The organism is Curtobacterium sp. USHLN213 (genome assembly GCF_037144815.1).
In the GTDB taxonomy this organism is placed as follows: Bacteria; Actinomycetota; Actinomycetes; order Actinomycetales; family Microbacteriaceae; genus Curtobacterium.
This window is the reverse complement of record NZ_JBBCYQ010000004.1, coordinates 17,388-38,093: the sequence shown is the minus strand read 5'-3', so window position 1 is coordinate 38,093 and position 20,706 is coordinate 17,388. Positions and strand designations below refer to the sequence as shown.

At 72.5% G+C, this 20,706-nt stretch carries 19 protein-coding genes and 1 tRNA gene; 10 read left to right on the top strand and 10 right to left on the bottom strand.

The window, feature by feature from the left end:
• Positions 1-197: 197 nt before the first annotated feature.
• Both WFH25_RS06615 and WFH25_RS06610 read right to left on the bottom strand, forming a co-directional pair.
• The gene (locus WFH25_RS06615; protein ID WP_336697190.1) at positions 198-668 is read right to left on the bottom strand and encodes a DUF6264 family protein; all 471 of its coding nucleotides are present in this window, start codon (positions 666-668) and stop codon (positions 198-200) included.
• A gap of 10 nt (positions 669-678) precedes the next feature.
• Positions 679-1,569 carry an HpcH/HpaI aldolase/citrate lyase family protein gene (locus tag WFH25_RS06610; RefSeq protein WP_336697189.1) on the bottom strand — a complete coding sequence of 297 codons (891 nt, stop codon included), beginning with the start codon at positions 1,567-1,569 and terminating at the stop codon, positions 679-681.
• Positions 1,570-1,699: 130 nt separating this feature from the next.
• Between WFH25_RS06610 and WFH25_RS06605 the strand changes: the two genes are divergently transcribed.
• The 3 genes from WFH25_RS06605 to WFH25_RS06595 all read left to right on the top strand — a co-directional run bounded on the left by WFH25_RS06605 (position 1,700) and on the right by WFH25_RS06595 (position 6,469).
• Positions 1,700-5,566, top strand: coding sequence for an AAA family ATPase (locus tag WFH25_RS06605; protein ID WP_336697188.1), 3,867 nt, complete (start codon positions 1,700-1,702; stop codon positions 5,564-5,566).
• 65 nt (positions 5,567-5,631) lie between these two features.
• Positions 5,632-5,862 (top strand): hypothetical protein, encoded by a 231-nt coding sequence (locus WFH25_RS06600; RefSeq protein WP_139219750.1) that lies wholly within the window; start codon positions 5,632-5,634, stop codon positions 5,860-5,862.
• Between the two features lie 19 nt (positions 5,863-5,881).
• A complete protein-coding gene (locus tag WFH25_RS06595) occupies positions 5,882-6,469 on the top strand; it encodes a CDP-alcohol phosphatidyltransferase family protein (protein ID WP_070417866.1) in 588 nt (195 codons plus the stop codon).
• Positions 6,470-6,583: 114 nt separating this feature from the next.
• On the opposite strand, the gene mscL is transcribed toward WFH25_RS06595, so the two are convergent.
• The 3 genes from mscL to WFH25_RS06580 all read right to left on the bottom strand — a co-directional run bounded on the left by mscL (position 6,584) and on the right by WFH25_RS06580 (position 8,066).
• Positions 6,584-7,087: a large conductance mechanosensitive channel protein MscL gene (gene mscL / locus WFH25_RS06590; RefSeq protein ID WP_070417867.1), complete on the bottom strand. Its 504-nt coding sequence runs from the start codon at positions 7,085-7,087 to the stop codon at positions 6,584-6,586.
• Between the two features lie 72 nt (positions 7,088-7,159).
• Positions 7,160-7,480: an FmdB family zinc ribbon protein gene (locus tag WFH25_RS06585; RefSeq protein ID WP_336697187.1), complete on the bottom strand. Its 321-nt coding sequence runs from the start codon at positions 7,478-7,480 to the stop codon at positions 7,160-7,162.
• A gap of 1 nt (position 7,481) precedes the next feature.
• Positions 7,482-8,066 carry a 5-formyltetrahydrofolate cyclo-ligase gene (locus WFH25_RS06580; protein ID WP_070417869.1) on the bottom strand — a complete coding sequence of 195 codons (585 nt, stop codon included), beginning with the start codon at positions 8,064-8,066 and terminating at the stop codon, positions 7,482-7,484.
• A gap of 114 nt (positions 8,067-8,180) precedes the next feature.
• Between WFH25_RS06580 and galU the strand changes: the two genes are divergently transcribed.
• From galU to WFH25_RS06560, 4 genes are all read left to right on the top strand, one after another.
• On the top strand, positions 8,181-9,071 hold the full coding sequence (galU, locus tag WFH25_RS06575) for a UTP--glucose-1-phosphate uridylyltransferase GalU (RefSeq protein ID WP_022907539.1): 891 nt from the start codon (positions 8,181-8,183) through the stop codon (positions 9,069-9,071).
• A 70-nt stretch (positions 9,072-9,141) separates the two neighbouring features.
• Positions 9,142-9,801, top strand: a complete 660-nt coding sequence (locus WFH25_RS06570; protein ID WP_070417871.1) for a GNAT family N-acetyltransferase — start codon at positions 9,142-9,144, stop codon at positions 9,799-9,801.
• A 130-nt stretch (positions 9,802-9,931) separates the two neighbouring features.
• On the top strand, positions 9,932-11,050 hold the full coding sequence (locus WFH25_RS06565) for a hypothetical protein (protein ID WP_336697186.1): 1,119 nt from the start codon (positions 9,932-9,934) through the stop codon (positions 11,048-11,050).
• 51 nt (positions 11,051-11,101) lie between these two features.
• Positions 11,102-11,174 (top strand) — tRNA-Ala (locus tag WFH25_RS06560).
• A gap of 59 nt (positions 11,175-11,233) precedes the next feature.
• On the opposite strand, the gene WFH25_RS06555 is transcribed toward WFH25_RS06560, so the two are convergent.
• Positions 11,234-11,617, bottom strand: coding sequence for a hypothetical protein (locus tag WFH25_RS06555; RefSeq protein WP_336697185.1), 384 nt, complete (start codon positions 11,615-11,617; stop codon positions 11,234-11,236).
• Between the two features lie 73 nt (positions 11,618-11,690).
• Between WFH25_RS06555 and WFH25_RS06550 the strand changes: the two genes are divergently transcribed.
• The gene (locus WFH25_RS06550) at positions 11,691-12,731 is read left to right on the top strand and encodes an amidase domain-containing protein (RefSeq protein ID WP_336697184.1); all 1,041 of its coding nucleotides are present in this window, start codon (positions 11,691-11,693) and stop codon (positions 12,729-12,731) included.
• Between the two features lie 152 nt (positions 12,732-12,883).
• Here WFH25_RS06550 and WFH25_RS06545 read toward each other — a convergent pair whose 3' ends face one another.
• A complete protein-coding gene (locus tag WFH25_RS06545; protein WP_336697183.1) occupies positions 12,884-14,083 on the bottom strand; it encodes a hypothetical protein in 1,200 nt (399 codons plus the stop codon).
• A 125-nt stretch (positions 14,084-14,208) separates the two neighbouring features.
• Here WFH25_RS06545 and WFH25_RS06540 point away from each other — a divergent pair, with 125 nt between their 5' ends.
• The gene (locus tag WFH25_RS06540; RefSeq protein ID WP_336697182.1) at positions 14,209-15,057 is read left to right on the top strand and encodes an alpha/beta fold hydrolase; all 849 of its coding nucleotides are present in this window, start codon (positions 14,209-14,211) and stop codon (positions 15,055-15,057) included.
• 142 nt (positions 15,058-15,199) lie between these two features.
• Here the strand turns inward: WFH25_RS06540 and WFH25_RS06535 are convergent, their stop codons facing one another.
• The 3 genes from WFH25_RS06535 to WFH25_RS06525 all read right to left on the bottom strand — a co-directional run bounded on the left by WFH25_RS06535 (position 15,200) and on the right by WFH25_RS06525 (position 19,143).
• Positions 15,200-17,065, bottom strand: coding sequence for a glycoside hydrolase family 2 protein (locus tag WFH25_RS06535; protein ID WP_336697181.1), 1,866 nt, complete (start codon positions 17,063-17,065; stop codon positions 15,200-15,202).
• Between the two features lie 76 nt (positions 17,066-17,141).
• Positions 17,142-17,597: a MaoC/PaaZ C-terminal domain-containing protein gene (locus WFH25_RS06530; protein ID WP_070417876.1), complete on the bottom strand. Its 456-nt coding sequence runs from the start codon at positions 17,595-17,597 to the stop codon at positions 17,142-17,144.
• Between the two features lie 4 nt (positions 17,598-17,601).
• Entirely contained in the window at positions 17,602-19,143 is a 1,542-nt protein-coding gene (locus WFH25_RS06525) for a CHAD domain-containing protein (RefSeq protein ID WP_336697180.1), read from the bottom strand.
• 185 nt (positions 19,144-19,328) lie between these two features.
• Here WFH25_RS06525 and WFH25_RS06520 point away from each other — a divergent pair, with 185 nt between their 5' ends.
• Positions 19,329-20,600 carry a phosphotransferase gene (locus WFH25_RS06520; protein ID WP_336697179.1) on the top strand — a complete coding sequence of 424 codons (1,272 nt, stop codon included), beginning with the start codon at positions 19,329-19,331 and terminating at the stop codon, positions 20,598-20,600.
• The last annotated feature ends 106 nt before the right edge of the window (positions 20,601-20,706 follow it).

The window sequence follows — 20,706 nt, the reverse complement described above, 5'->3', positions numbered from 1 at the left end:
GCCTCCAGTCCGACAGGTGGTCACGTCCATCGGGCCCGTGCGACAGCGTCGATGTCGCACGACGACCACGATGTCGTCACGCCGCGCGCGCAACTGTTGCGGACGCGAGTGGGCGACAAGTCCGATGTCGTACGACGTCGGGGTTGTCGCACCGCGTCGGCGCGCCGCAACCCTCAGCCGCAGCCGGGCCGCAGGCGTCAGGCGGAGGCGGACACCGACGAGGACGCCGAGCCGCCGTCCGCCGCCCCCGCGAAGACGACGCCGCCCCACGTGATGACCACGATCGCGAGCACGAAGCCGATCGCGGCGATCCACCACGACGTCCGACGGCGGATCCACGCGCCGATCGACAGGACGATCGTGGCGACGCCGATCACGAACGCACCGCCGACGGCGATCGCGGTCCCACCGATGTAGCCACCCGGCGTGCAGCCGGCGGCGGCGTCGCACGTGGCCGTCGCCGAGATGACGGCGATGATCCCGACGACCGCGGTGACGACCGTCATGACGGCGCCGAACGCCAGGAGCAGCACGGTCGAGATCCGGTCGGCGAGCTTCCCCGGCGGGAACAGCGTCGAGCCGCCCTGCTCCCACGTGGCCCGCTGGGCACCGGTGGGGTCGGACGGTGAGGATTGCGGCGGACCGCCGGGCACGTTGGACCAGGTCATGGGTGCAGTCCTACCGCGCCTCGACGCCGAACGCCTGTGCGAGGCGCTGGATCTTCTGCGCGCGACCGAGTCGGGGCAGGTCGGAGCCGTCGCGGATGACCCGGCCGCGGGCCTCGAAGTCGTCGAGGAAGTCCTGCGCCCAGGCGACGTCGGTCGGCGTGGGGGAGATGACCTCGTTGATGACGGGCAGCTGCTCGGTGTCGAGGCACAGCTTGCCGGTGAGCCCGAGCGAGACCGCGACCTGTGACTGCTCGCGGAGGATCGGGTGCGACGACCCCACCGTCGGGCCGTCGATCGGGCCGGGCAGGTCGCCCACGCGGGACGCCACGACGAGCTTCGACCGCGGGTACGCCATCGCGAGCGTGTCCGCGCTCGTCCCGGTGTCCCGCCGGTAGTCGCCCGAGCCGAACGCCAGCCGGAACGCCCCCTGCGCCTTCGCGATCGAGACCGACTCCTCGATGCCCAGGGCCGACTCGACCAGGGCGATCACCGGGGTCTGGCCGCCGAGTCGGTGCCACGTGTCGGTGACCTGCGCCGGGGACTCGGTCTTCGCGAGCATGACGCCCTGCAGCCCGGGCAGTCCGCGGAGCTCCTCGACGTCGTCCGCCCAGAAGTCCGTCGTCACGTCGTTGATCCGCACCCAGGCCTCGCCGCCGCCGGCCAGCCACGCGGCGACGCCCTGGCGGGCCGACGGCTTGGCGGCGGGGTCCACCGCGTCCTCGATGTCGAGGATGATCTGGTCGGCACGGGACCGCTGCGACTTCTCGAACCGGTCGGTCGCGGTGCCGGAGACGAGGAGCCACGAACGGGAGATCTCGGCGGGGACCGATCGACGTCGGTTCGGTGCGGGAGCGGACTCCTGCGCGGGGGTGGGGGGAGCGGTGCGGTCGTCGATGGCCATGCCCCGTTGGTACCACACCGGCGCGCCCGGTCGCGCATCGGCGGGGGCCGGAAAGTCCGAAACCTCGGTTCATTGCCAGAGTGCCAGCCCGCTTCCGCCTACAGTGTCGGATGTGTGGCGAGCGGACAGGGTGACCGACGGCGAGGACGACGTGAACGACGACGTCCCCGTCGAGGGCGCCGACGCGCCCGCGGACGGGCGTGACGGACAGCAGGACGGGCGCGACGGACAGCAGGGGGAGCAGGACCGACGGGGGCAGCAGGAAGAGACCGCCGTGACGGACGAACCCGACCGCACCCTGCGCCCGGAACTGCAGCTCACGAGTCCGCAGGCGATCAGCCTGGGTGATCCGCGCCTCCAGGCCGGCAACGCCGCCGAGCCCGCCTGGGACGTCTGGCGCAAGCAGCTGACCGGCGTCGGCGGCACCAGCCCCCTCACGCACTTCACCGACCACCCCCGGGCCCGCATCGAGCTCTCGACGACGCACCCTGGCGGCCTCGCGCAGTTCATCACCGGCAAGACGACCCTGCTGTCGAGCCTGATCCGTGACGAGGTGGCACTCCGGGCCGCCCGCATCGCCGCCGGTCACGTCGAGGCCAAGGGCACCGAGCTGTCCACCGTGCGCGGCATCGACGCCGTGAAGCTCGGCATCGGCATGGCCGACTGGCAGCACGGCGACGAGCAGTTCCGCGGCCCGGTGCTGCTGCGCCCGCTCGCGATCCGTCGGCACGGCCGCGACTTCGAGGTCCGCCTGCTCGGCGAGCCCGTCCTCAACCCCGGCCTCGCCGACGCGCTGCACGAGCAGTTCGGCGTCATCCTCGACGCCCAGTCCTTCGTGGCGCTCGCGCAGCAGGACGGCTCCTTCACGCCGAACCCGGTGATCGACCGGCTCCGCGGGCTCACCGCGCACATCCCGGGCTTCTCGGTGCACGCACGCCTGGTCGTGTCCACCTTCGCCGAGGTCGCGACCGGGATGGTCGAGGACACCGAGGACCTGTCCCACCCCGTGCTCGACGCCCTCGCCGGCAACCCGAGCGCCAAGTGGCAGGTCGAGCAGTCGTACCACCCGGTCGAGCAGACCCCGTCGGACGAGCGGAGCCCGGAGACCGACACGCTCCTGCTCGACGCCGACGACGAGCAGGAGAACGTGATCGCACAGATCACGGCCGGCAACTCGATCGTGGTGAAGACCCTCCCCGGCACGGGTGGCACGCAGACGATCGTGAACGCGCTCGGCGGCCTCGTCGCGGCGAACAAGCGCGTCCTCGTGGTGAGCCCGCGCCGTGCGACCCTGCGCGGCATCGCGGCGCGGTTCTCCGAGGTGCAGCTCCCCGGCGTCGCCGTCACCCCGGGCACCCTCCGTCGTGACGTCGTCCGTGCGATCGCCCGCAACGAGAAGGCCTCGCGTCCGAACCTGCGCGAGGTCGACGACGCCCTGGTCCGGCTCCGCAAGGTCCTCAAGGACTACCGCGGCTCGCTGACGCGCGTCGACCCCGACTTCCGCGTCTCGGTGCTCGACTGCCTCGTCGAGCTGTCGCGCCTGTCGCTGCTGCCCGTCCCGCCGTCGACGACCGCACGCCTGTCGAAGACCTCGGTGACGAGCATGGTCGAGGGGCGCTCCCGCGTCGCCGAGACGATGGTCAGCGCGGCGAACCTCGGCGAGTTCCGCTACGGCCCGGACGACTCGCCCTGGTACGGCGCGAAGTTCTCCTCGAGCGACGGTGCCCAGCGCGCCCACCGGATCGCGAAGGACCTCGACGCCGACGGCCTGCCGACCCTGCTCCGCCGTGCCCACGACCTCGTCGCCACGACGCACATGCGGCAGTTCACGACGATCAACGAGCTCGGCATCTACCTGCGCCTGCTCACCGAGATCCGCGACACCCTCGACCGCTTCCTGCCCGTCGTCTTCGACCGCTCGGTGTCCGAGCTCGTGGCCGCCACCGCCCCGCGCGGCGAGGGTGCGCCGATGTCGAGCACGAACCGGCGCCGGCTGAAGAAGCTCGCCCGCGAGTACGTCCGCCCCGGTGTGCACGTGTCCGACCTGCACGAGGCGCTGACCCGCGTCCAGCAGCAGCGCGTGCTCTGGCAGCGCTACGTCGCCGCCGGCGTGAACCCCGAGGTGCCCACCGGCATCGCGGACGTCCAGGTCCTGTTCTCGAACGTCGTCGAGGACCTCGCGCGCCTCGACGAGCCGCTGGGGCGCACCGCCCGCGAGACCCAGCTGGCGAACGTCCCGATCGACGAGCTCGTCCCGACGATCGCCCGCCTCGCCGAGGAGTCCGACGTCCTGCACAACCTGCAGGAGCGCACCGAGCTCATGCAGACCCTGCGCGACCTGCAGCTCGAACCGCTCATCACGGACCTGGCGAACCGGCACGTGCCGGACACCCACGTCCCCGCCGAGCTCGAGCTCGCGTGGTGGCAGTCCGCCCTCGAGACGATGCTCGAGTCCGATCGGGCCCTGCTCGGCGCGAACACCGACATGCTCGACCGGGTCGAGGCCGACTTCCGGCTCGTCGACGACGCGCACGCGGCCGGGGTCTCCCAGGGCCTGGCGTGGCAGCTGGCCGAGAACTGGAAGGTCGGACTCGTCGACTGGCCGGACGAGGCCACCGCGCTGAAGACCCAGCTGCGGGACGGCGCGATCACCTCGCGTCTGCTGCAGGACTCCGCGCCGCACCTGTCCCGGTCGATCGCGCCCGTGTGGCTCGCGTCGCCGTACGAGGTCTCGCAGATCGCCGACACGATGCCCTTCGACACCGTGATCCTCGTCGACGCGGGCGCCGTCACCATCGCCGAGACCGTCGGGGCCGTCCGCCGTGCCCGTCAGACCGTCGTGTTCGGCGACCCGGTCACGCAGACCCCGTCGCCGTTCCGGATCGCGGTCGACCCGGCGCACCGCGCGCTGCAGGTCGACGAGGGCACGCTCGACGCCTTCCACGCCGACTCCGCGCTCGCGAAGCTCTCCACGCTGCTGCCGACCCTGTCGCTCACCCGCTCGTACCGCGCCGGCGGCGAGGACCTCGCCGAGCTCGTCAACCGTCGCTTCTACGGCGGACGCATCGAGTCGCTGCCCTGGGCCGGCTCGTTCCTCGGGCACGGCTCGATCGCGCTCGACTACGTCAGCGACGGCAAGGCCGTGCCGGACCCCGAGTCGGGGGCGGTCGAGAGCGTCGACGCCGAGGTGGACCGCGTCGTCCGGCTCGTCATGGACCACGCCCGCACCCGTCCGACCGAGTCGCTCTTGGTCATCACCGCCTCGGCGAAGCACGCCGTCCGCGTCGAGCAGGCCGTGCTCACCGCGGCCCAGGGGCACAAGGACCTCACCGAGTTCGTCATCGGCGACCGGGCCGAGCCGTTCATCGTCGCGACGCTCGAGCAGTCCGTCGCCCAGAGCCGCGACCGCGTCGTGTTCTCGATCGGCTACGGCCGCACCCCGCACGGCCGTGTCCTGCGCGACTTCGGTCCGCTCGGCAAGCCCGGTGGGGAGCGCCTGCTCGCCGTCGCGATGACCCGGGCACGTCGCTCGATGGTCATCGTCACCTGCTTCCAGCCGTCCGACATCGAGGCCGAGCGGATGGGCCACGGCACCGTCGCCCTCGCCGAGATCCTCGCCGAGGTCCGTGCGCGCACCACGGCCGAGTACGTCCCGGACGACTCGGATCCGCTGCTCGTCGACCTCGCCCGTCGCCTCGAGATGCGCGGCATCCCCGTCGCGCTCGGCCACCGCGGCAAACTCGGCCTGGTCGCCGCGCACGGTGGGGTGTGCGTCACGATCGAGACCGACGCGACGCTCGTGAAGGGGTCGCTCCGCGAGTCGCTCCGGCTCCGACCAGAGGTGCTCCGCCGACTCGGGTGGCACTACGTGCGCGTGCACGCGTTCCAGCTCTTCTCGGACCCGGACCGTGTCGCGAACACCGTCGCCGCCGTGCTCGGTGTCGACCGCGGTGCCACGCAGGAGATCTCCATCCCCCCGATCCCCGCGCGCCGGTGACTCCTCGGCCGAGCCGGCGGGCCTCCCGGCCGGCCGGTCCGGTGACGCCCGAGACGGACCAGCTGGTGGGCACGTGGACGCGGGCCGACGACGCGTCGTCAGCCGCGCCTCCCGTCCCAGGAGCAGCGCACGACCGCGAGCCGGACGACCGCCCAGGAGGCGCGGCTCGCCCCCGCAGACGCGTCACCACCCAGCCGGTGCCGGGCTACGACCCGGTGGCGCCGCCGGAACCGGCCCGCCACCGCGACGGGGAGAACGACGACCAGCTCCGGCGCGACGTCCCGCCGCACTGGTGAGCAGGTAGCCTGTCCTGCGATGACTGACACCGTGCGGGAGCGCCCCGACTGGCAGACCTGGCCGAACCTGATCTCGCTGTTCCGGCTGCTGCTGATCCCGGTGTTCGTGTGGCTCGTCGTCGCCGGACACCCCGGCTGGGCGCTCGTCGCGCTCGTCGTCATCGGGGTGAGCGACTGGGCGGACGGCTTCATCGCGCGCAAGTTCGACCAGGGCTCGAAGCTCGGCAAGGCGATCGACCCCGTCGCCGACCGACTCGCGATCATCGCGATCGTGCTGTCGCTCGTGCTGACGGGCTTGCTGCCGTGGTGGGTCGTCGCCGTCGTGGTGCTCGTCGACCTGGTGCTCGTCGTGCTCTCGAGCGTGCTGTTCCACGGCAACCCGGACCTCGACGTCACGTGGACCGGCAAGATCCGGTCGGCGCTGCTCTTCGTCGGGCTGCCGGTGCTGCTGTTCTCCGCGGTGCACACCGTCGACGAGAACGCGCCGTGGGTCCGCGTCGTCGCCCTCGTGTTCGTCTACCTCGGGACCGCCGGGCACGTGCTGGCGGGCGTCCAGTACGCGATCGCGATGTTCGCGAAGCGGCGCGAGGTGTCGGCCGCGCGCTGACGCCGGCCCCGCGCTCGCGCCGGCCGCGCGCTGGCACCGGCCGTTCGCACAAGCAAAACCCGCCCGAGCCACGTGATCGCGTGGTTCGGGCGGGTTTCGGTTGTGCGGGAGCAGCTAGAGCTTCGTCGTGCCGCCGATGCCGGGACCCTCGGGAGCGGTCGACGGCGCCACGTGCGCACCGCCACCGGTGTTCGCGGGCACGCCGTTCTGCGAGCGGAGCAGGTCGCGGATCTCGAGCAGCACCTCGACGTCGGTCGGCGGGACGTCCTGCGGCGTCTGCTCCTCGTCGTTCTTGACCCGCTCGAACGCGACCTTCTTGAGGTGGTTCACGGGGAGCACGAGGGCGAAGTACACGACGGCCGCGACGATGACGAAGTTGATCACCGCGCCGATCACCGAGCCGAACATCAGGGTCGCCGGCTTGCCGCCCGCCACGGTCGGGATGTCGACCTTGAGCGCGTCGTCGAGGCTCGACGCGTTGAACACCGCGCCGATCGCCGGGTTGATGATCGCGTTCACGATGACGGTCACGATGGCGGTGAACGCTGCACCGATGACGACTGCGACGGCCAGGTCGATGACGTTGCCGCGGAGCAGGAACTCCTTGAAGCCCTTCACGGGACTCCTTCCGGGTCGAGGACGGCCGCCGGACGGCGACCCCATCAACCTACCGAGGAGTCCGGACCCCGGTCAGGACCCGGCGGGCTTCGGCGTGGTCGAGGCAGCGGGCTTCGCGGCTGCGGGCTTCGACTCGGTCTTCGCCGGCGTCGAGGACGACGAGGACGAGGACGAGGACTCGGACGAGCCCGACGACTCCGACGAGCCCTTCGGCGCCGCCCGGGAATCGGTCCGGTAGAAGCCGCCCCCGTTGAACGTCACCCCGACCGGCGAGAAGACCTTGCGCAGCACGCCGCCGCACGCCGGGCACTCGGTGAGCGTGGCGTCGGAGAACGACTGCTTGATGTCGAAGGCGTTGCCGCACTCCGTGCAGCGGTACGAGTAGGTGGGCACCCTAGCTCCGGAAGGTGATGATGCGCGACGGCGTGATGATGCCGTCGACGGGTTCGTCGTGGGTCTCGCGCGGGACCTCGTCGAGGTACTCCGCGTCGAAGATCACAGCATAGACGGGCGGGCGGTTCGCCATCGACCCGAGCGTCTTGTCGTAGTAGCCGCGTCCCCAGCCCATCCGGACGCCGTCGTGTCCCACCGCGGCGGCGGGGGCGAGGATCGCGTCGACGTCGTTGATCGCGAGGGGGGAGAGCACCTCGCCGACGACCTCGGGCACGCCGGCCAGCCCCTCGGCCTCGGAGGCGCCGTCGCCGACCGCCCAGTCGAGCAGGCCGTCCTCGCGGGTGATCGGCAGGAGCACCCGGATGCCGCGCTCGAACGCCCAGTTCAGGAACGGGCGGACGTCGGGTTCCTCGGGTGCGGAGAGGTACAGCGCGATCGACTCGACCTGGCGCTCCTCGGCGAAGCGCTGCAGGGTCGCGGTGAGCGCCGCGGTGTCGGTCTCGCGTTCGGTCGTGGTCCGGGTGCGCCGCCGCTGCCGGAGCTCGGCTCGCAGGGCGCGCTTCTCGTTCCCGAGATCGGCGATCATGCCGAGGAGTCTACCGAGGGCACGTCTTGCGGCTTTCCGCCGCCGAGCGCGAGAAGCCGTGTCCTCCGTAGCGACGACATGCCCCCTCCAGGGGTCATCCGATACCGTCCAGGCATGGGCTTCCAGATTTCGAAGGCCGTGATCCCCGCCGCAGGCCTGGGCACGCGCTTCCTCCCCGCCACCAAGGCGATGCCGAAGGAGATGCTCCCCGTCGTCGACAAGCCGGCCATCCAGTACGTGGTGGAAGAGGCCGTCGGCGCAGGGCTCACCGACGTGCTGATGATCACGGGCCGCAACAAGAACGCGCTCGAGAACCACTTCGACCACGTGTCCGAGCTCGAGGAGACCCTCAAGAAGAAGGGCGACCACGAGAAGCTGCAGAAGGTGAACCAGTCCACGGACCTCGCCGACATGCACTACGTCCGCCAGGGCGACCCGCTGGGCCTCGGCCACGCCGTGCTCCGCGCCAAGATGCACGTCGGCCGCGAGCCGTTCGCCGTGCTCCTCGGCGACGACATCATCGACGCTCGCGACCCGCTGCTCAAGCGCATGATCGAGGTCCAGGGCGAGAAGAACGCCACCGTCGTCGCCCTGCTCGAGGTCCCGGAGTCGCAGACCCACCTCTACGGCATCGCCACGGTCGAGGAGACCGACACCGACGACGTCGTGAAGATCACCGGCCTCGTCGAGAAGCCCCCGCAGGGCGAGGCGCCCTCGAACCTGGCCATCATCGGCCGCTACGTCATCCGTCCCGAGGTCTTCGACGTCCTCGAGAAGCAGGAGCCGGGCAAGGGCGGCGAGATCCAGCTGACCGACGCGCTCATGAAGATGGCGAACGCCGAGGAGTGGACCGGCGGCGTGTACGGCGTCGTGTTCCGTGGACGCCGGTACGACACCGGTGACAAACTCGACTACATCAAGGCGATCGTCCAGCTCGCCTCGGACCGCGAAGACCTCGGCCCCGACCTCAAGTCGTGGCTCAAGGAGTTCAACGCGGGCGAATAGACGACCCGTCGCCGAACGGGTCCGGGGAACACCCCCGGGCCCGTTCGACGCTCCCGGAGGAACCAGCGCGATGACGACGATCCCGACCCTGTCCCACGGGCGGGTCACCATCCGGCCCCTCCGACTCCGCGACACCCGCGACCTCGACGTCGCCCTCGCGAGCAACCGCTCGTGGCTCCGCACGTGGGAGGCCACGAACCCCTCCGGACACGTCTCCACCGACGTCCGCGGCAGCATCCGCGCGCTCCAGGCCAACGCCCGCGCGGGGCTCGGGCTCCCGTTCGCGATGGAGCTCGACGGCCGCTTCGTCGGACAGCTCAACGTCTCCGGCATCACGTACGGCTCCCTCGCCAGTGCCTCGATCGGCTACTGGGTCGTCGAGGACGCCGCCGGCCACAACGTCACGCCGATCGCCGTCGCGATGGCGGTGGACCACTGCTTCCGCGTGGTCGGCATCCACCGCATCGAGATCTGCATCCGTCCCGAGAACGCCCCGTCGCTGCGGGTGGTCGAGAAGCTCGGCTTCCGGTACGAGGGGCTCCGCCGCCGGTACATCCACATCAACGGCGACTGGCGCGACCACTTCTGCTTCGCCCTCGTCGCGGAAGAGGTCCGCGAGGGCGTCCTCGAACGCTGGGTCCGCGGCCAGGTCCCGCCCGGCGTCGGTTCGGTCCCCCTCGCGGCACGCGACGAGGCCGCGATGCCGCTGCACACCACGCCCCGCGTCTGACCCGCGGGTCCGGTCCGTCCGGCCGGGCGGCCCGGGAGGCGCGGCTCGCCCCCGGTGATTTCGTCACGACACGCGCAACACGCGTCCGGCAATCACCGGACGGGGGAACGCCCACCCCTACCGTGTCCCCATGGCAGGTATCGGCTCCTGGGGCGGCGGCATCGTCCTGCTCATCGCGGCCGTGCTCTGGCTCGTCTACCTCATGCCGTCCTGGGCGGCCCGTCGACAGTACCTCGCGACCGAGCGGAACGCGATCCGGCTGCAGCAGACGCTCCGCATCCTCGCGCAGACCGCCGAGCTGCCGGACGAGGTCCGCATCGAGATGAACGCGAAGTCCCTCGCCGAGGCCCAGCGGGTCGCGAAGTCGGAGGAGGCGAAGCGCACCGCGATCGTCCGCGCCCACGAGGCCGCCCGGCAGCGGGAGATCACCCGTCGACTGGCCGAGCAGGCACCCGTGCTCGAGCGGGCCTCGGCGGTCCCGGCACTCACCGCGATGCGCATGCGTCGGTCCCGACTGGGGGCGACCCTGCTCGGCACGCTCGGCCTCGTCGTCGCGGTCGTCGTGTTCGTCGCGGCCCCCGCCGCCTGGCTCGTCGGTGTCGCCGGCCTCGTCGCAGCCGGTGGGTCCGCAGCGGTCCTCGCCCAGCTGCACCAGGTGGCGAAGGCGCGGAAGGCCCGGACCGCGACGGTCGTGCCGGAGTCGAGCCGCGCCTCCAGGCCCGCGAGCGAGTGGACGGACCCGGCGCCGCCGCTGTCGACCGAGCAGCCCGCCGAGCCCGCTCGTGACCGCAGCTGGACGCCGAACCGCGTCCCGAAGCCGCTGTACGTCGAACGCCCGAAGGTCCCCGCGGCCACGTCGGAGTCCTCGGCGGAGCTCGCCGCCCGCCTGAAGGAGCGGGTCGCCGCGGCCAAGGCGGAAGCCGAGGCCGAGGCAGCCGCGATCCGTGCCGCCGAGACCGACCCGTCGCTCGCGCGGGTGTCGCCCATGCGCCCGGACGTCGAGGAGGCCGTCGCGTCGCTCTCCGCCCACGACCAGGGGCGGCTCGCCGAACGGCTGGGTCTGCGTGCGCCGGCCGGGACGGGAGCCCCCGTTGCGCAGGCCGCTCCCGCTCCGGAACCCGCTGCTCCCGCCGCTCCCGCCGCGCCCCCGGCGCCGCCGAGCAAGTGGGCCGGCATGGGTGTCCTCGGCGAGGACGCGTACGAGCAGGCGGACCTCGACGCCATCATGCGTCGCCGCCGCGCCGTCTGATCGCCCGATTTCGGATCGGGCCGACGCGGGTGCTAGTGTGGACGCGTTCTCGGGGCTATGGCGCAGTTGGTAGCGCGTCTCGTTCGCAATGAGAAGGTCAGGGGTTCGAATCCCCTTAGCTCCACTCCGAGACAGAAGGCCACCCGATCGGGTGGCCTTCGTCGTTCCCGGGGCGGGCCCGGGTCAGCCGGGGACGCTCTCCACCAGGATCCCGGCCTGGGCGAGCTCGCCGTGGATCGCGTTCGCGGCCTGCTCGAAGGCGCGGTTGCCGCGCGAGATGCCGAGCGCGCCGCCCTTGAGCGCCGACTTGCTGGCACCGCGCAGGAGCCGCGCGACCGTCCGACCGTCCGGCGTGACCATGATCTGCACGTCGAGGCGGGTGTGGAAGGTCCGGTCGTTCGCCATGCCGCCGATGAGCAGCGTGAGGCCCATGCTGCCGCGGGTGGCGCGGAGGGCTCCCTGTTCGCCGTCGTCGACGGTGTAGCCCTCGCGGACGAGTGCGCCGCGGACGAGTGCGCGGACGTGGTCGGGGGCGGCTGCGACGAAGAAGTCGTGGCTCTCGGGCATGGGTGGTCTGATCCTCTCGACGGTGGTTCCTGCCAGAGATCATGCCGTGTCGTCGCCTACCCTGGGAAGCACCATGACTGCTTCCCTGACGCGCCGCTCCCTGCTGTCCCTCGCCGGCGTGACCGGCATCGGGCTCGCCGTCGCCGCGTGCTCGTCGGGGAACGGCGGAACGGGCAATGCGTCCGGTGGTGGCACGAGCAACGGTGGTGGTTCGTCCACGCCCACCGCGAAGCCCGTCGCGAAGTCGCTGAGCCCTGCGCAGGTCCCGCTCGCCGGCGGTGTGACGATCACCGTCGCCGGCTCCGGGCTGGCAGCGGTCACGGGCGTCACGGTCGGTGGCATCGCCGCGCGGGACGTCCGGGCGACCGCCACGAAGGTGACCTTCACGGCACCGCACCAGGCGATGTACACGGCGGGTTCGGCGGACGTCGCGCTGTTCACGACCGCGATCGAGCCGTCACCGTCCGCCAACCAGTCCTCGGACGGCAACGGCAGCGCCGCGAACGACGGGCAGACCGGGGCGACGCAGGACTCCGCGACGGCCACGCCGACACCGACCACCGCGCCCGTCCCGGACGCCTCGACGGCGGTCGCGACCTCGACCCTGGCCTACGCGGCACTGACCGACGTCGACCGGCAGCTCGAGTACGCGATGGCGCACTGGAAGGACTACAACCTCGCCGAGTACGGCACCATGAACCCGATCGGTGGCGACTGCGCGAACTACGTGTCGCAGACCTTGATCGCCCGCGGCTGGCAGCAGCGCTCCGACTGGTACAACCGGTCGGCCGGGGCGGAGCACTCGGCGACGTGGACCTACTGCCCGACGATGGACCCGTGGCTGACCGCGAACGCCGCGGAGTTCGGGCTCACCCGCCGCTCCCTCGACGAGCGCGACAAGGTCAAGGTCGGCGACATCGTGTTCTACGACTGGAACGACAACGACTCGCCGGACCACACCACGATCGTGTCCGAGGTGTTCACCGAGCCGGACGGCACGGTCCGCATCAAGTCGGCGAGCCACAACCAGGACGGGCCGTACCGCGACCTCGACGAGATGATCACCGTGCAGCACCCGGGCGGGACCGCCTGGTTCCACACGTTCGACGCGTAGCGCCGGCGCGCGTCAGCGGTGCGGGTGCCTGGTGGTGCTCGCAGCCGGTTCGGCGGGGCAGCGCACAACGAAAGTGCGCTCGAACCACGGCGACCCCCGGCGCGGAGTGACTTTGGTTGTGCGAGCCGCGCCGCGCCGCGCCGCGCCGCTCGTCAGGGGTACCCGAGGAACCAGAGCAGCACGACGGCGACCGGCTGCAGGCACACGCCCACGACGAGCCACACGACCGCCTGCCGCCGCGTCCGCACGAACACGTCCGACCCGAGCAGCGGCGCCGTCGGCATGAGCAACCGGGGCAGGGACTGCTGGGGCAGGAACACCGCCACGAGGTACAGCGCGTACGCCGCCGTGAACGCCCACACGTCCACCCCGAGGGCCCGGACCGACCTCCGCGTCCAGAACCACACCGCCCCCGCGAGCACGGCGACCACGAGCACGATCCCGAGCGGCCCGAGCCACGTCCCCGCCATCGTGAACCACGGCGTGAGCGGCGCGAAGTGCTGCCGCCCCACGAACCCCACCCACCACGACAGTTCGGTGTCGAGGTACGCGTTCGGCCGACCCGTCACGGACGAGGCGATCACCGGCCACGCCAGCCCCGCCGCAGCCACCACCAGCCCCGACACGACGATCGCCACGGCGTCCCGCACCGGGAGCGCCCGACGCTCCTGCACCCACCGCACGACGAGGTGCACCGCGAGCGCCACGGCCAACGCCAGCACGCCCGGCTTCGTGAACGCGGCCACGAGCCCGAGCGGCGCGACCAGCCAGTAGCGCCGACGGACGAGCGCCAGCAGCGCCCCGAACAGCAGCAGCAGGAACGTGCTCTCGGCGTAGGCCACCTGCAGCAGGAACGCGGTGGGACCGAACGCGAACAGCGCCGTCGCCCACCGCGCACGGTGCGAGCAGCCCACGGCGAGCACCAGCCGGTAGAGCAGCACGCACGCCCCGGCCCCGGCGAGCGTCGCGACGAGCACGCCCGCGACCCAGAACGACCCGCCCGTCAGCGGCATGACGGCGCGCACGAGCGTCGGGAACACCGGCAGGAACGCCCAGGCGTTCGGGAGGACGTGCCCCGAGTCGTCGAGCGGCAGCGTCGTCGGGTACCCGTGCTCCGCGATGATCCGGTAGAAGGACGCGTCCCACGACCCCGAGAACGTGAAGAAGGACGGATCGCGTCGGGACGACGCGAACGGCCAGCCGTTCGCCGTCGCCACGGCGTAGACCGTCGCGAGCAGGACCGTGCTGACCACGCGCGAGGCCAGCCACAGGAGCAGGGGAGTGGTCCAGCCGCTGTGGCGCGCCTCCAGGGCTGGCCCGGAGGCGCGGCTCGTCTCCCCGGCGCTCGTCACCGCCCGATCCTCGCACGTCCACGGCACGTCACCGGTGTCCACAAGGCGTACGGTTCCAGCCTCGGGGAGGGCCCACGGCGTTGCATGGTCGGCGTTCCCTGGAAGACGCAACCACCGGAGGCACCATGCCGTTCATCACCGTCGGAGCCGAGAACGGGCACGACATCGACCTGCACTACGACGACTTCGGATCGGGCGACCCGGTCGTCCTCATCCACGGCTGGCCCCTGTCCGGCCGTTCGTGGGAGGGCCAGATCCCGGCCCTCGTCGAGGCCGGGCACCGGGTCGTCGCGTACGACCGTCGTGGCTTCGGACAGTCCTCGCAGCCGTGGGGCGGGTACGACTACGACACGTTCGCCGCCGACCTCGACACCCTGCTCGACCAGCTCGGGCTGACCGAGGTCACGCTGATCGGGTTCTCGATGGGTGGCGGTGAGCTCGCGCGCTACGTGTCCACCTACGGTACGGGCCGGGTGAAGAAGCTCGTGTTCGCGAGCGCGGTGCCGCCGTACCTCTGGAAGTCCGACGACAACCCCGACGGCGGGGTCGACCAGGACCTCGCCGACTGGTTCTCGAACGGGATCACCGGGGACCGCCCCGCGTTCCTGCACGAGTTCGTCGACCTGTTCTACACGGCGGGCAAGCCCTCGCTCGTGAACAAGCCCCTGGTGTCGGACGACCAGCGCGCGTACGACCTCGCGATCGCCGAGCTCGCATCGCCGAAGGGCACGCTCGACTGCACCGTCGCGTTCGCCACGACGGACTTCCGCGACGACCTCACCAAGATCGACGTGCCGACGCTCGTGATCCACGGCGACTCCGACGGCATCGTGCCGTTCGAGGTGTCCGGCAAGCGGACCGCTGCGGCGATCCCGAACGCGCAGACCCACGTCATCGAGGGCGGGCCGCACGGGGTGCTGGCATCGCACAAGGACGAGTGGAACGAGGCGGTCCTGCGGTTCCTCGCCTCCTGACCCGCGCCTCCTGATCCGCGCCGAGACGCCGCGTCGGTCTCGCACCGATCTCCGCGTCTCGTGAGCAGCAATGGTCGGGTCCGTTCGTCGGACCCGACCATTCCTGCTCACCGAGGACGTGCCTCCCGGCTCCTGCGTCGCGTCAGCGACCGGTGACCGCGCGCCGGATCTGCTCGATCGGCACCTTCGGGGTGCGGTCCGCGTTCAGCAGGCCGTTCGTCTCCTGCATCGTGTCCGTGAGCTGCGTGTAGCAGGACCCGGCGAGGAACGAACTCGCGCGGGTCGCGTCGTACAGCGCCGTGATCCGGGCGATCCAGTCGTCGCCGTCGGCCGCGGTCGTGTAGCCCCAGCCGTCCTCGCGCTGGGCGCCGGGCTGGTAGTTCACACCGCCGAACTCGGTGAGCATGACCGGCTGCCCGCGGTCGACCGCTCCACCGACCAGCACCCAGCGGTCGGACGGGCCCATGCCGTGGAACAGGGCCGTGCGCGCCGCGTCGTCGGCGTAGGTCGCCGCGAGCCGGGGCCCGACGCCCTCGTAGTCGTGGATCGTGATGATGTCCGAGTCCGGGTGCTCCCACCCGTCGTTCGAGATCACCGGCCGTGTCGGGTCGATCGCCCGCGTGACGTCGGCCAACGACCGCGCGTAGGCCTGCTGCGCGGGATCGGTCGCGATGTGCTGCACGCCCCAGCTCTCGTTCGCCGGGACCCACGTGACGATCGACGGGTGCGAGGCGTCGCGCTCGACGGCGTCCATCCACTCGCGCATCAGCCGCTGCACGGCCCGCGGCGAGAACGCGTACGCACCCGGCGCCTCGCCCCACACGAGGATGCCGAGCCGGTCCGCCCAGTAGAGGAAGCGCGGGTCCTCGATCTTCTGGTGGTTGCGTGCGGCGTTGAAGCCGAGCTCCTTGATGAGCTCGACCTCGCGGCGGAGCGCCTCGCGGGAGGGGGCTGCGATGTGCGAGTCCGGCCAGTACCCCTGGTTGAGGACGCTGCGGACGTCGTAGCTCCGGCCGTTGAGGAGGAACGCGCCACCGTCGACGCCGACGGTGCGCACGCCGAAGTAGGACGCGACGGCGTCGATCGGGGTCGGGTCGCTGCCGGATCCCAGCAGGGTGACCGTGGCGTCGACGAGCCGCGGTGCCTCCGGCGACCAGTGCAGTTCGTCCTCGGCCTGCCCGTTCGCCTGGCGGGCGATCGGGACGAGCACGTCGAACTCGTTCGCCGTCGCACCGAGCGTGGTCTCGATCGTCGCGAGGTGTTCGTCGCGCTCGTCCCAGCGGGCGTCGACGCGGAGGCGCTCGCCGCCGGTCCGGACCCCGGCGAGCCGGACGGTCAGGCGGAGCGTCTGGTGGTCGAGGTTGGTCCAGCGGAGGTACTCGATCGACGTGGTCGGCACGGCCTCGAGCCAGACGGTCTGCCAGATGCCGGTGGTGCGGCGGTACCAGATGGCGTGCGGGTCCTCGTGCCAGTCCTGCTTGCCGCGGGGCTGGGTGAGGTCGTGCGGGTCGTCCTCGGCGCGGACGACGAGGGTGTGCACGGCGTCGGCGGTGGCGGTCAGGACGTCGGTCACGTCGAACGAGAACGGCGTGTGGCCGCCCTCGTGCTCGCCGATGAACTGCCCGTCGATCCAGACCCGGGCGCGGTGGTCCACCGCGCCGAAGTGCAGCAGGAGCCGGGGTGCCGCGTCGCCGTGTCCGGCGGCCTCGAGCTCGGCGCGGCCGATGGTGCGGGAGTACCAGACGACGGGGTGGAAGCCAGGCTCGTCGATGCCCGACGCGACGGACTCGGGCGGGAACGGGACGACGATGTCCCGTGCGTCGGGGAAGCCGGTCCGCCAGGCGGGGTCGTCGCCGTCGTTGCGGAAGGACCACGTGCCGTCGAGGTCGGCCCACTGCGGGCGGAGCATCTGCGGCCGGGGGTACGTGCCGTCCTGCCGGGAGGCGAGCGGGAGGGCCTGCGGGGAAGCGGTGTCAGGTGCGGCGACGATGCCGTCGAGCGTGCTCATGCCTCCATGCTGGCGCGGCTGGTACATCGTTGTAAAGAGCGCGGCAACGATTCCGGGCGAGTGCCTGCCCGGCCTGTCAGGCGATCGCGGCGTCCCGCGTCAGGACCATGACGTCCATGCGCCCCTGCTGCACGGTCTCGCCCCGCTGGTTCCGGAGCGACACCGTCCGCTCGACGATGCCCGTCGTCCCGGAGCTCGTCAGCCGCGTCGACAGGATCTCGACCTCGCACGTCAGGGTGTCCCCGATGAACACCGGCGCCGTGAAGCGCCACTGGTCGATGCCGAGCAGCGCGACGGCCGAGCCCTCGAACACCCCGGTGCGCGCGATCAGCCCGAGGCAGAGCGAGGTGCCGAGCAGCCCGTGCACGACCCGCTGGCCGTAGCGGGTCCTGGCGGCGAACTCGACGTCGGTGTGGACCTGGTTGTTGTCGTTCGTCCACGAGGCGAACGACACGACGTCCGCCTCGGTGATGGTCCGGCCCGGGGTCGTGAAGGTCTGTCCGGCGGCGAGGTCTTCGAGGTAGTGCGGCACCCGGTCATCCTCGCAGACCGGTCGCCACGCGCGACCGCAGGCGGGCGACGAGGTGCTCGGCCCGGTCCCGCTCGCGCTCCACGACGGCGTGCTCGGTCGTGGCGAGGACCCCGGCGCCGAACGTGTCCGCCCCGCTCCTCGCCGCGAGGGTCGCCAGCTCCCGGTGGGCCGCGGTGGCGTGCGCCGCGTCGAGTACCTCGCCGAGGCCGTCCTGGACCCGCCGCAGCAACCCGAGGCGCCGCTTCCCGAGGTCCGTCGCCCCGTCGGCGGCCTGCAGGGCGTAGCGCAGCCGCCGCGCCGCCTTCCGGACCTCGTGCAGGTCGTCGAGCGTCTCGGTGCCGCCGTCGATCGCCTTCGCGACCCGCTTCCGCTCGCGCGCGATCCGGCGGACGGTGAACGCCTGGGCGTCGTCGTCGGCGTGCGGTCCCCGCGGCACCCGGGCGACGAGGTCGTCGAGGCGGTCCAGTGCCCGGAACCACGTCGCCGAGCGCAGGGTGTGTCGGAGGTCGGCGGCCGCCGCCGCGCGGGACTCGGCGACGTGCGCACCGATCCGGTCGAGGGTCTCGGCGTCGACGAAGCCCTCGGGAGCGCGGCCGGCCGTGCGGAGCAACCGGTCGCGCAGGACCTCGGCGTCGCGGGCGACACCGGCCACCCGCGAGACCTCGGCCAGTTCGGCGCGCAGGGGTTCGGTGGCGTCGCGGTCGAGGGCGCCGCGGTACGCGGCCAGCACGCTCCGCAGTCGACGCAGGACCTTCCGGAGGTCGTGCACCGACCCGTGCTCGTCGGCACGCACCCTCGGGTCGACCGCGACGAGGTCGGCACGCAACGATCGGAGCACCGCTCGCAGGGCAGCGGCTGCGGAGCCCCGTCGTGGGCGTGCCGCCGTCCCCTTCCGACGCTCGGGCGCGGCACGGAGCGCAGGGTGCCCGGCCCCGCCTCCAGCCCGCCCGGCCCCACCACCAGCGCGCCCGGACCCGCCCCGGGCGCCACCACCCGCCCCGGGTTCCGCCGCGTCCGCCAGCGCCCGCTCCGCAGCCCGGGACACCGTCCCGCCGCGCCCGTCGTCGCTCAGCGCCCACCACCGAGCCGACCGGAGCACCGCGGCGTCGGGCTCGCCCTCGTCCACACGGACGTCGGCCACCTCGGCGCGGAGCCGCCCGTCCCGCCCGCGCAGCTCGACGAGGGTCGTCGCCGTGTCCCGCACCCGGACGACCCGGACCGGGCGGCCGTGCAGGAAGACCTCGACCACGGCGCGCGGAACGTGGTCCGCATCCTGGTCGTCGCCGCCGTCGAGGTCCGAGGACACCTCGACCGGTCCGTCACCGCGGTCGACGCTCCACCCGGCGTCCGACCGGAGGAGCTCGACGCCCTCGGCCGCGAGGACCCGGTCGTCGGTGTCCCACAGGTGCTCGCGCAGCACCACGGGACCGTGCCGGAGGACGCGGTCGGCGAAGGGTTCGAGGGCGGGCAGTCGCCGGTCGTCGGCGATGCGCCACGTGCGACGGGGGTCGGTGCGGCCGAGCGGCTCCGGGTGCGGGGTCTGCATGCCGTCAGTGTCGTCCGCCCCGGGGCCCTCGTCACCGGGCCTGCCGCGTTCTGTGGATGCCGCACCCGGAACGACGCCCTGTGGAGGACAGCGGACGACCCGAACCCAGCGCCCCACGACCCCAGCGCCCAGCGCCCCGCGATCCAGCGCGCCACCCTCAGCCCCCGGCGCGTACGGTTCGCCCCATGAGCGACGAGGCACCCGTCCCCGCCCCCGGCGAGCCCACCGACCGCACCCTCGAGGGCTGGATCGCCCACCAGCGCTGGTACACGGCGAAGGGCACCACCCCGCGGCTCCGCACCCTCGCGCAGCCCGCCGGTACCCGCCTCGTCCTCGACGACGCTCCGACCGGCCCCGTCCTCTACCAGGCGCCGGTCAGCCCCGACGCGGCCGGGACCGTGCACGATGCGACCGCCGATCCGGACTGGATCCGGTCCCTCGCCGCGCGCATCGACGCCGACGACGAGAGTCTCGTCCCGATCGGCACCGTCCGGCGGTCCCGGGTGCTCAGCGGTGAACAGTCGAACACCTCGGTGATCTGCGAGACGGACACCGGCGCCGAGGTCATCGTGAAGGTCTTCCGCGTGCTGCACCACGGCGACAACCCGGACGTCACCACGCAGCTCGCCCTCTCGGCCGCCGGCAGCGCCCGGGTGCCGCGCGTGTACGGCGCGCTCCGCGGGAGCTGGCCGGACCCGGGGCGCTCCGACGGCACCGCGAGCGGGCACCTCGCCTTCGCCCAGGAGTTCCTGCCGGGGCTGCAGGACGCGTGGCGTGTGGCACTCGGCGACGCCCGCGAGGGCATCCCCTTCGCACCCGACGCAGAGCGGCTCGGGCTCGCGCTCGCCGAGGTGCACCGCACCCTCGCCGAGGCCCTGCCGACCGAGCCCGCCGACGACGACCGCCGTGCCGCCGCGATCGCGACGATGCACGGCCGGCTCGACGCCGCGGCACGCGAGGCCCCGGCGATCGCCCCGCACGTCGACGCCGTCCGTGCGGTCTACGCCCGCGCCGCCGATGCCGACTGGCCCGACCTGCAGCGCATCCACGGCGACCTGCACCTCGGACAGGTGCTCGCCGCTCCGGAACCCCGCGGCTGGGTCTTCCTCGACTTCGAGGGCGAGCCGCTCCGCCCGCTCATCGAGCGCTCCCTGCCGGACGTCACGCTCCGGGACGTCGCCGGCATGCTGCGCTCGTTCGACTACGTCCAGGGGTCGCTCGCCCAGGACGCCGAACCCGTCGACGCGGGGGAGTGGGCGCAGGACGCCCGGTCGGCGTTCCTCGACGGCTACCAGCAGGGGACGGGATCGGACCTGCGTGCCCACCGGGAACTGCTCGACGCGTTCGAACTCGACAAGGCCGTCTACGAGGTCGTCTACGAGACCCGGAACCGTCCCGACTGGGTCGGCATCCCGCTCGCCGCGGTCACGCGCCTGGTCGCGCGCAGCGCGGCCTGACCGACGGGCCGAGGGCTGTGGCCCTGGACCGGACCGGATGCCCCCGGGGGGGGGGGGGGGGGGGGGGGCGGGCCCCCCCCCCCCCCCCCCCCTCCCGTCCGTCATC

Coding starts and splice junctions, on each gene's coding strand:
- WFH25_RS06570 (WP_070417871.1), top strand. CDS start 9,142: ATGACGACGATCCCGACCCTGTCCCACGGGCGGGTCACCATCCGGCCC.
- WFH25_RS06565 (WP_336697186.1), top strand. CDS start 9,932: ATGGCAGGTATCGGCTCCTGGGGCGGCGGCATCGTCCTGCTCATCGCG.
- WFH25_RS06535 (WP_336697181.1), bottom strand. CDS start 17,065: ATGAGCACGCTCGACGGCATCGTCGCCGCACCTGACACCGCTTCCCCG.
- WFH25_RS06610 (WP_336697189.1), bottom strand. CDS start 1,569: ATGGCCATCGACGACCGCACCGCTCCCCCCACCCCCGCGCAGGAGTCC.
- galU (WP_022907539.1), top strand. CDS start 8,181: ATGGGCTTCCAGATTTCGAAGGCCGTGATCCCCGCCGCAGGCCTGGGC.
- WFH25_RS06615 (WP_336697190.1), bottom strand. CDS start 668: ATGACCTGGTCCAACGTGCCCGGCGGTCCGCCGCAATCCTCACCGTCC.
- WFH25_RS06595 (WP_070417866.1), top strand. CDS start 5,882: ATGACTGACACCGTGCGGGAGCGCCCCGACTGGCAGACCTGGCCGAAC.
- WFH25_RS06555 (WP_336697185.1), bottom strand. CDS start 11,617: ATGCCCGAGAGCCACGACTTCTTCGTCGCAGCCGCCCCCGACCACGTC.
- WFH25_RS06580 (WP_070417869.1), bottom strand. CDS start 8,066: ATGATCGCCGATCTCGGGAACGAGAAGCGCGCCCTGCGAGCCGAGCTC.
- WFH25_RS06520 (WP_336697179.1), top strand. CDS start 19,329: ATGAGCGACGAGGCACCCGTCCCCGCCCCCGGCGAGCCCACCGACCGC.
- WFH25_RS06525 (WP_336697180.1), bottom strand. CDS start 19,143: ATGCAGACCCCGCACCCGGAGCCGCTCGGCCGCACCGACCCCCGTCGC.
- WFH25_RS06550 (WP_336697184.1), top strand. CDS start 11,691: ATGACTGCTTCCCTGACGCGCCGCTCCCTGCTGTCCCTCGCCGGCGTG.
- WFH25_RS06540 (WP_336697182.1), top strand. CDS start 14,209: ATGCCGTTCATCACCGTCGGAGCCGAGAACGGGCACGACATCGACCTG.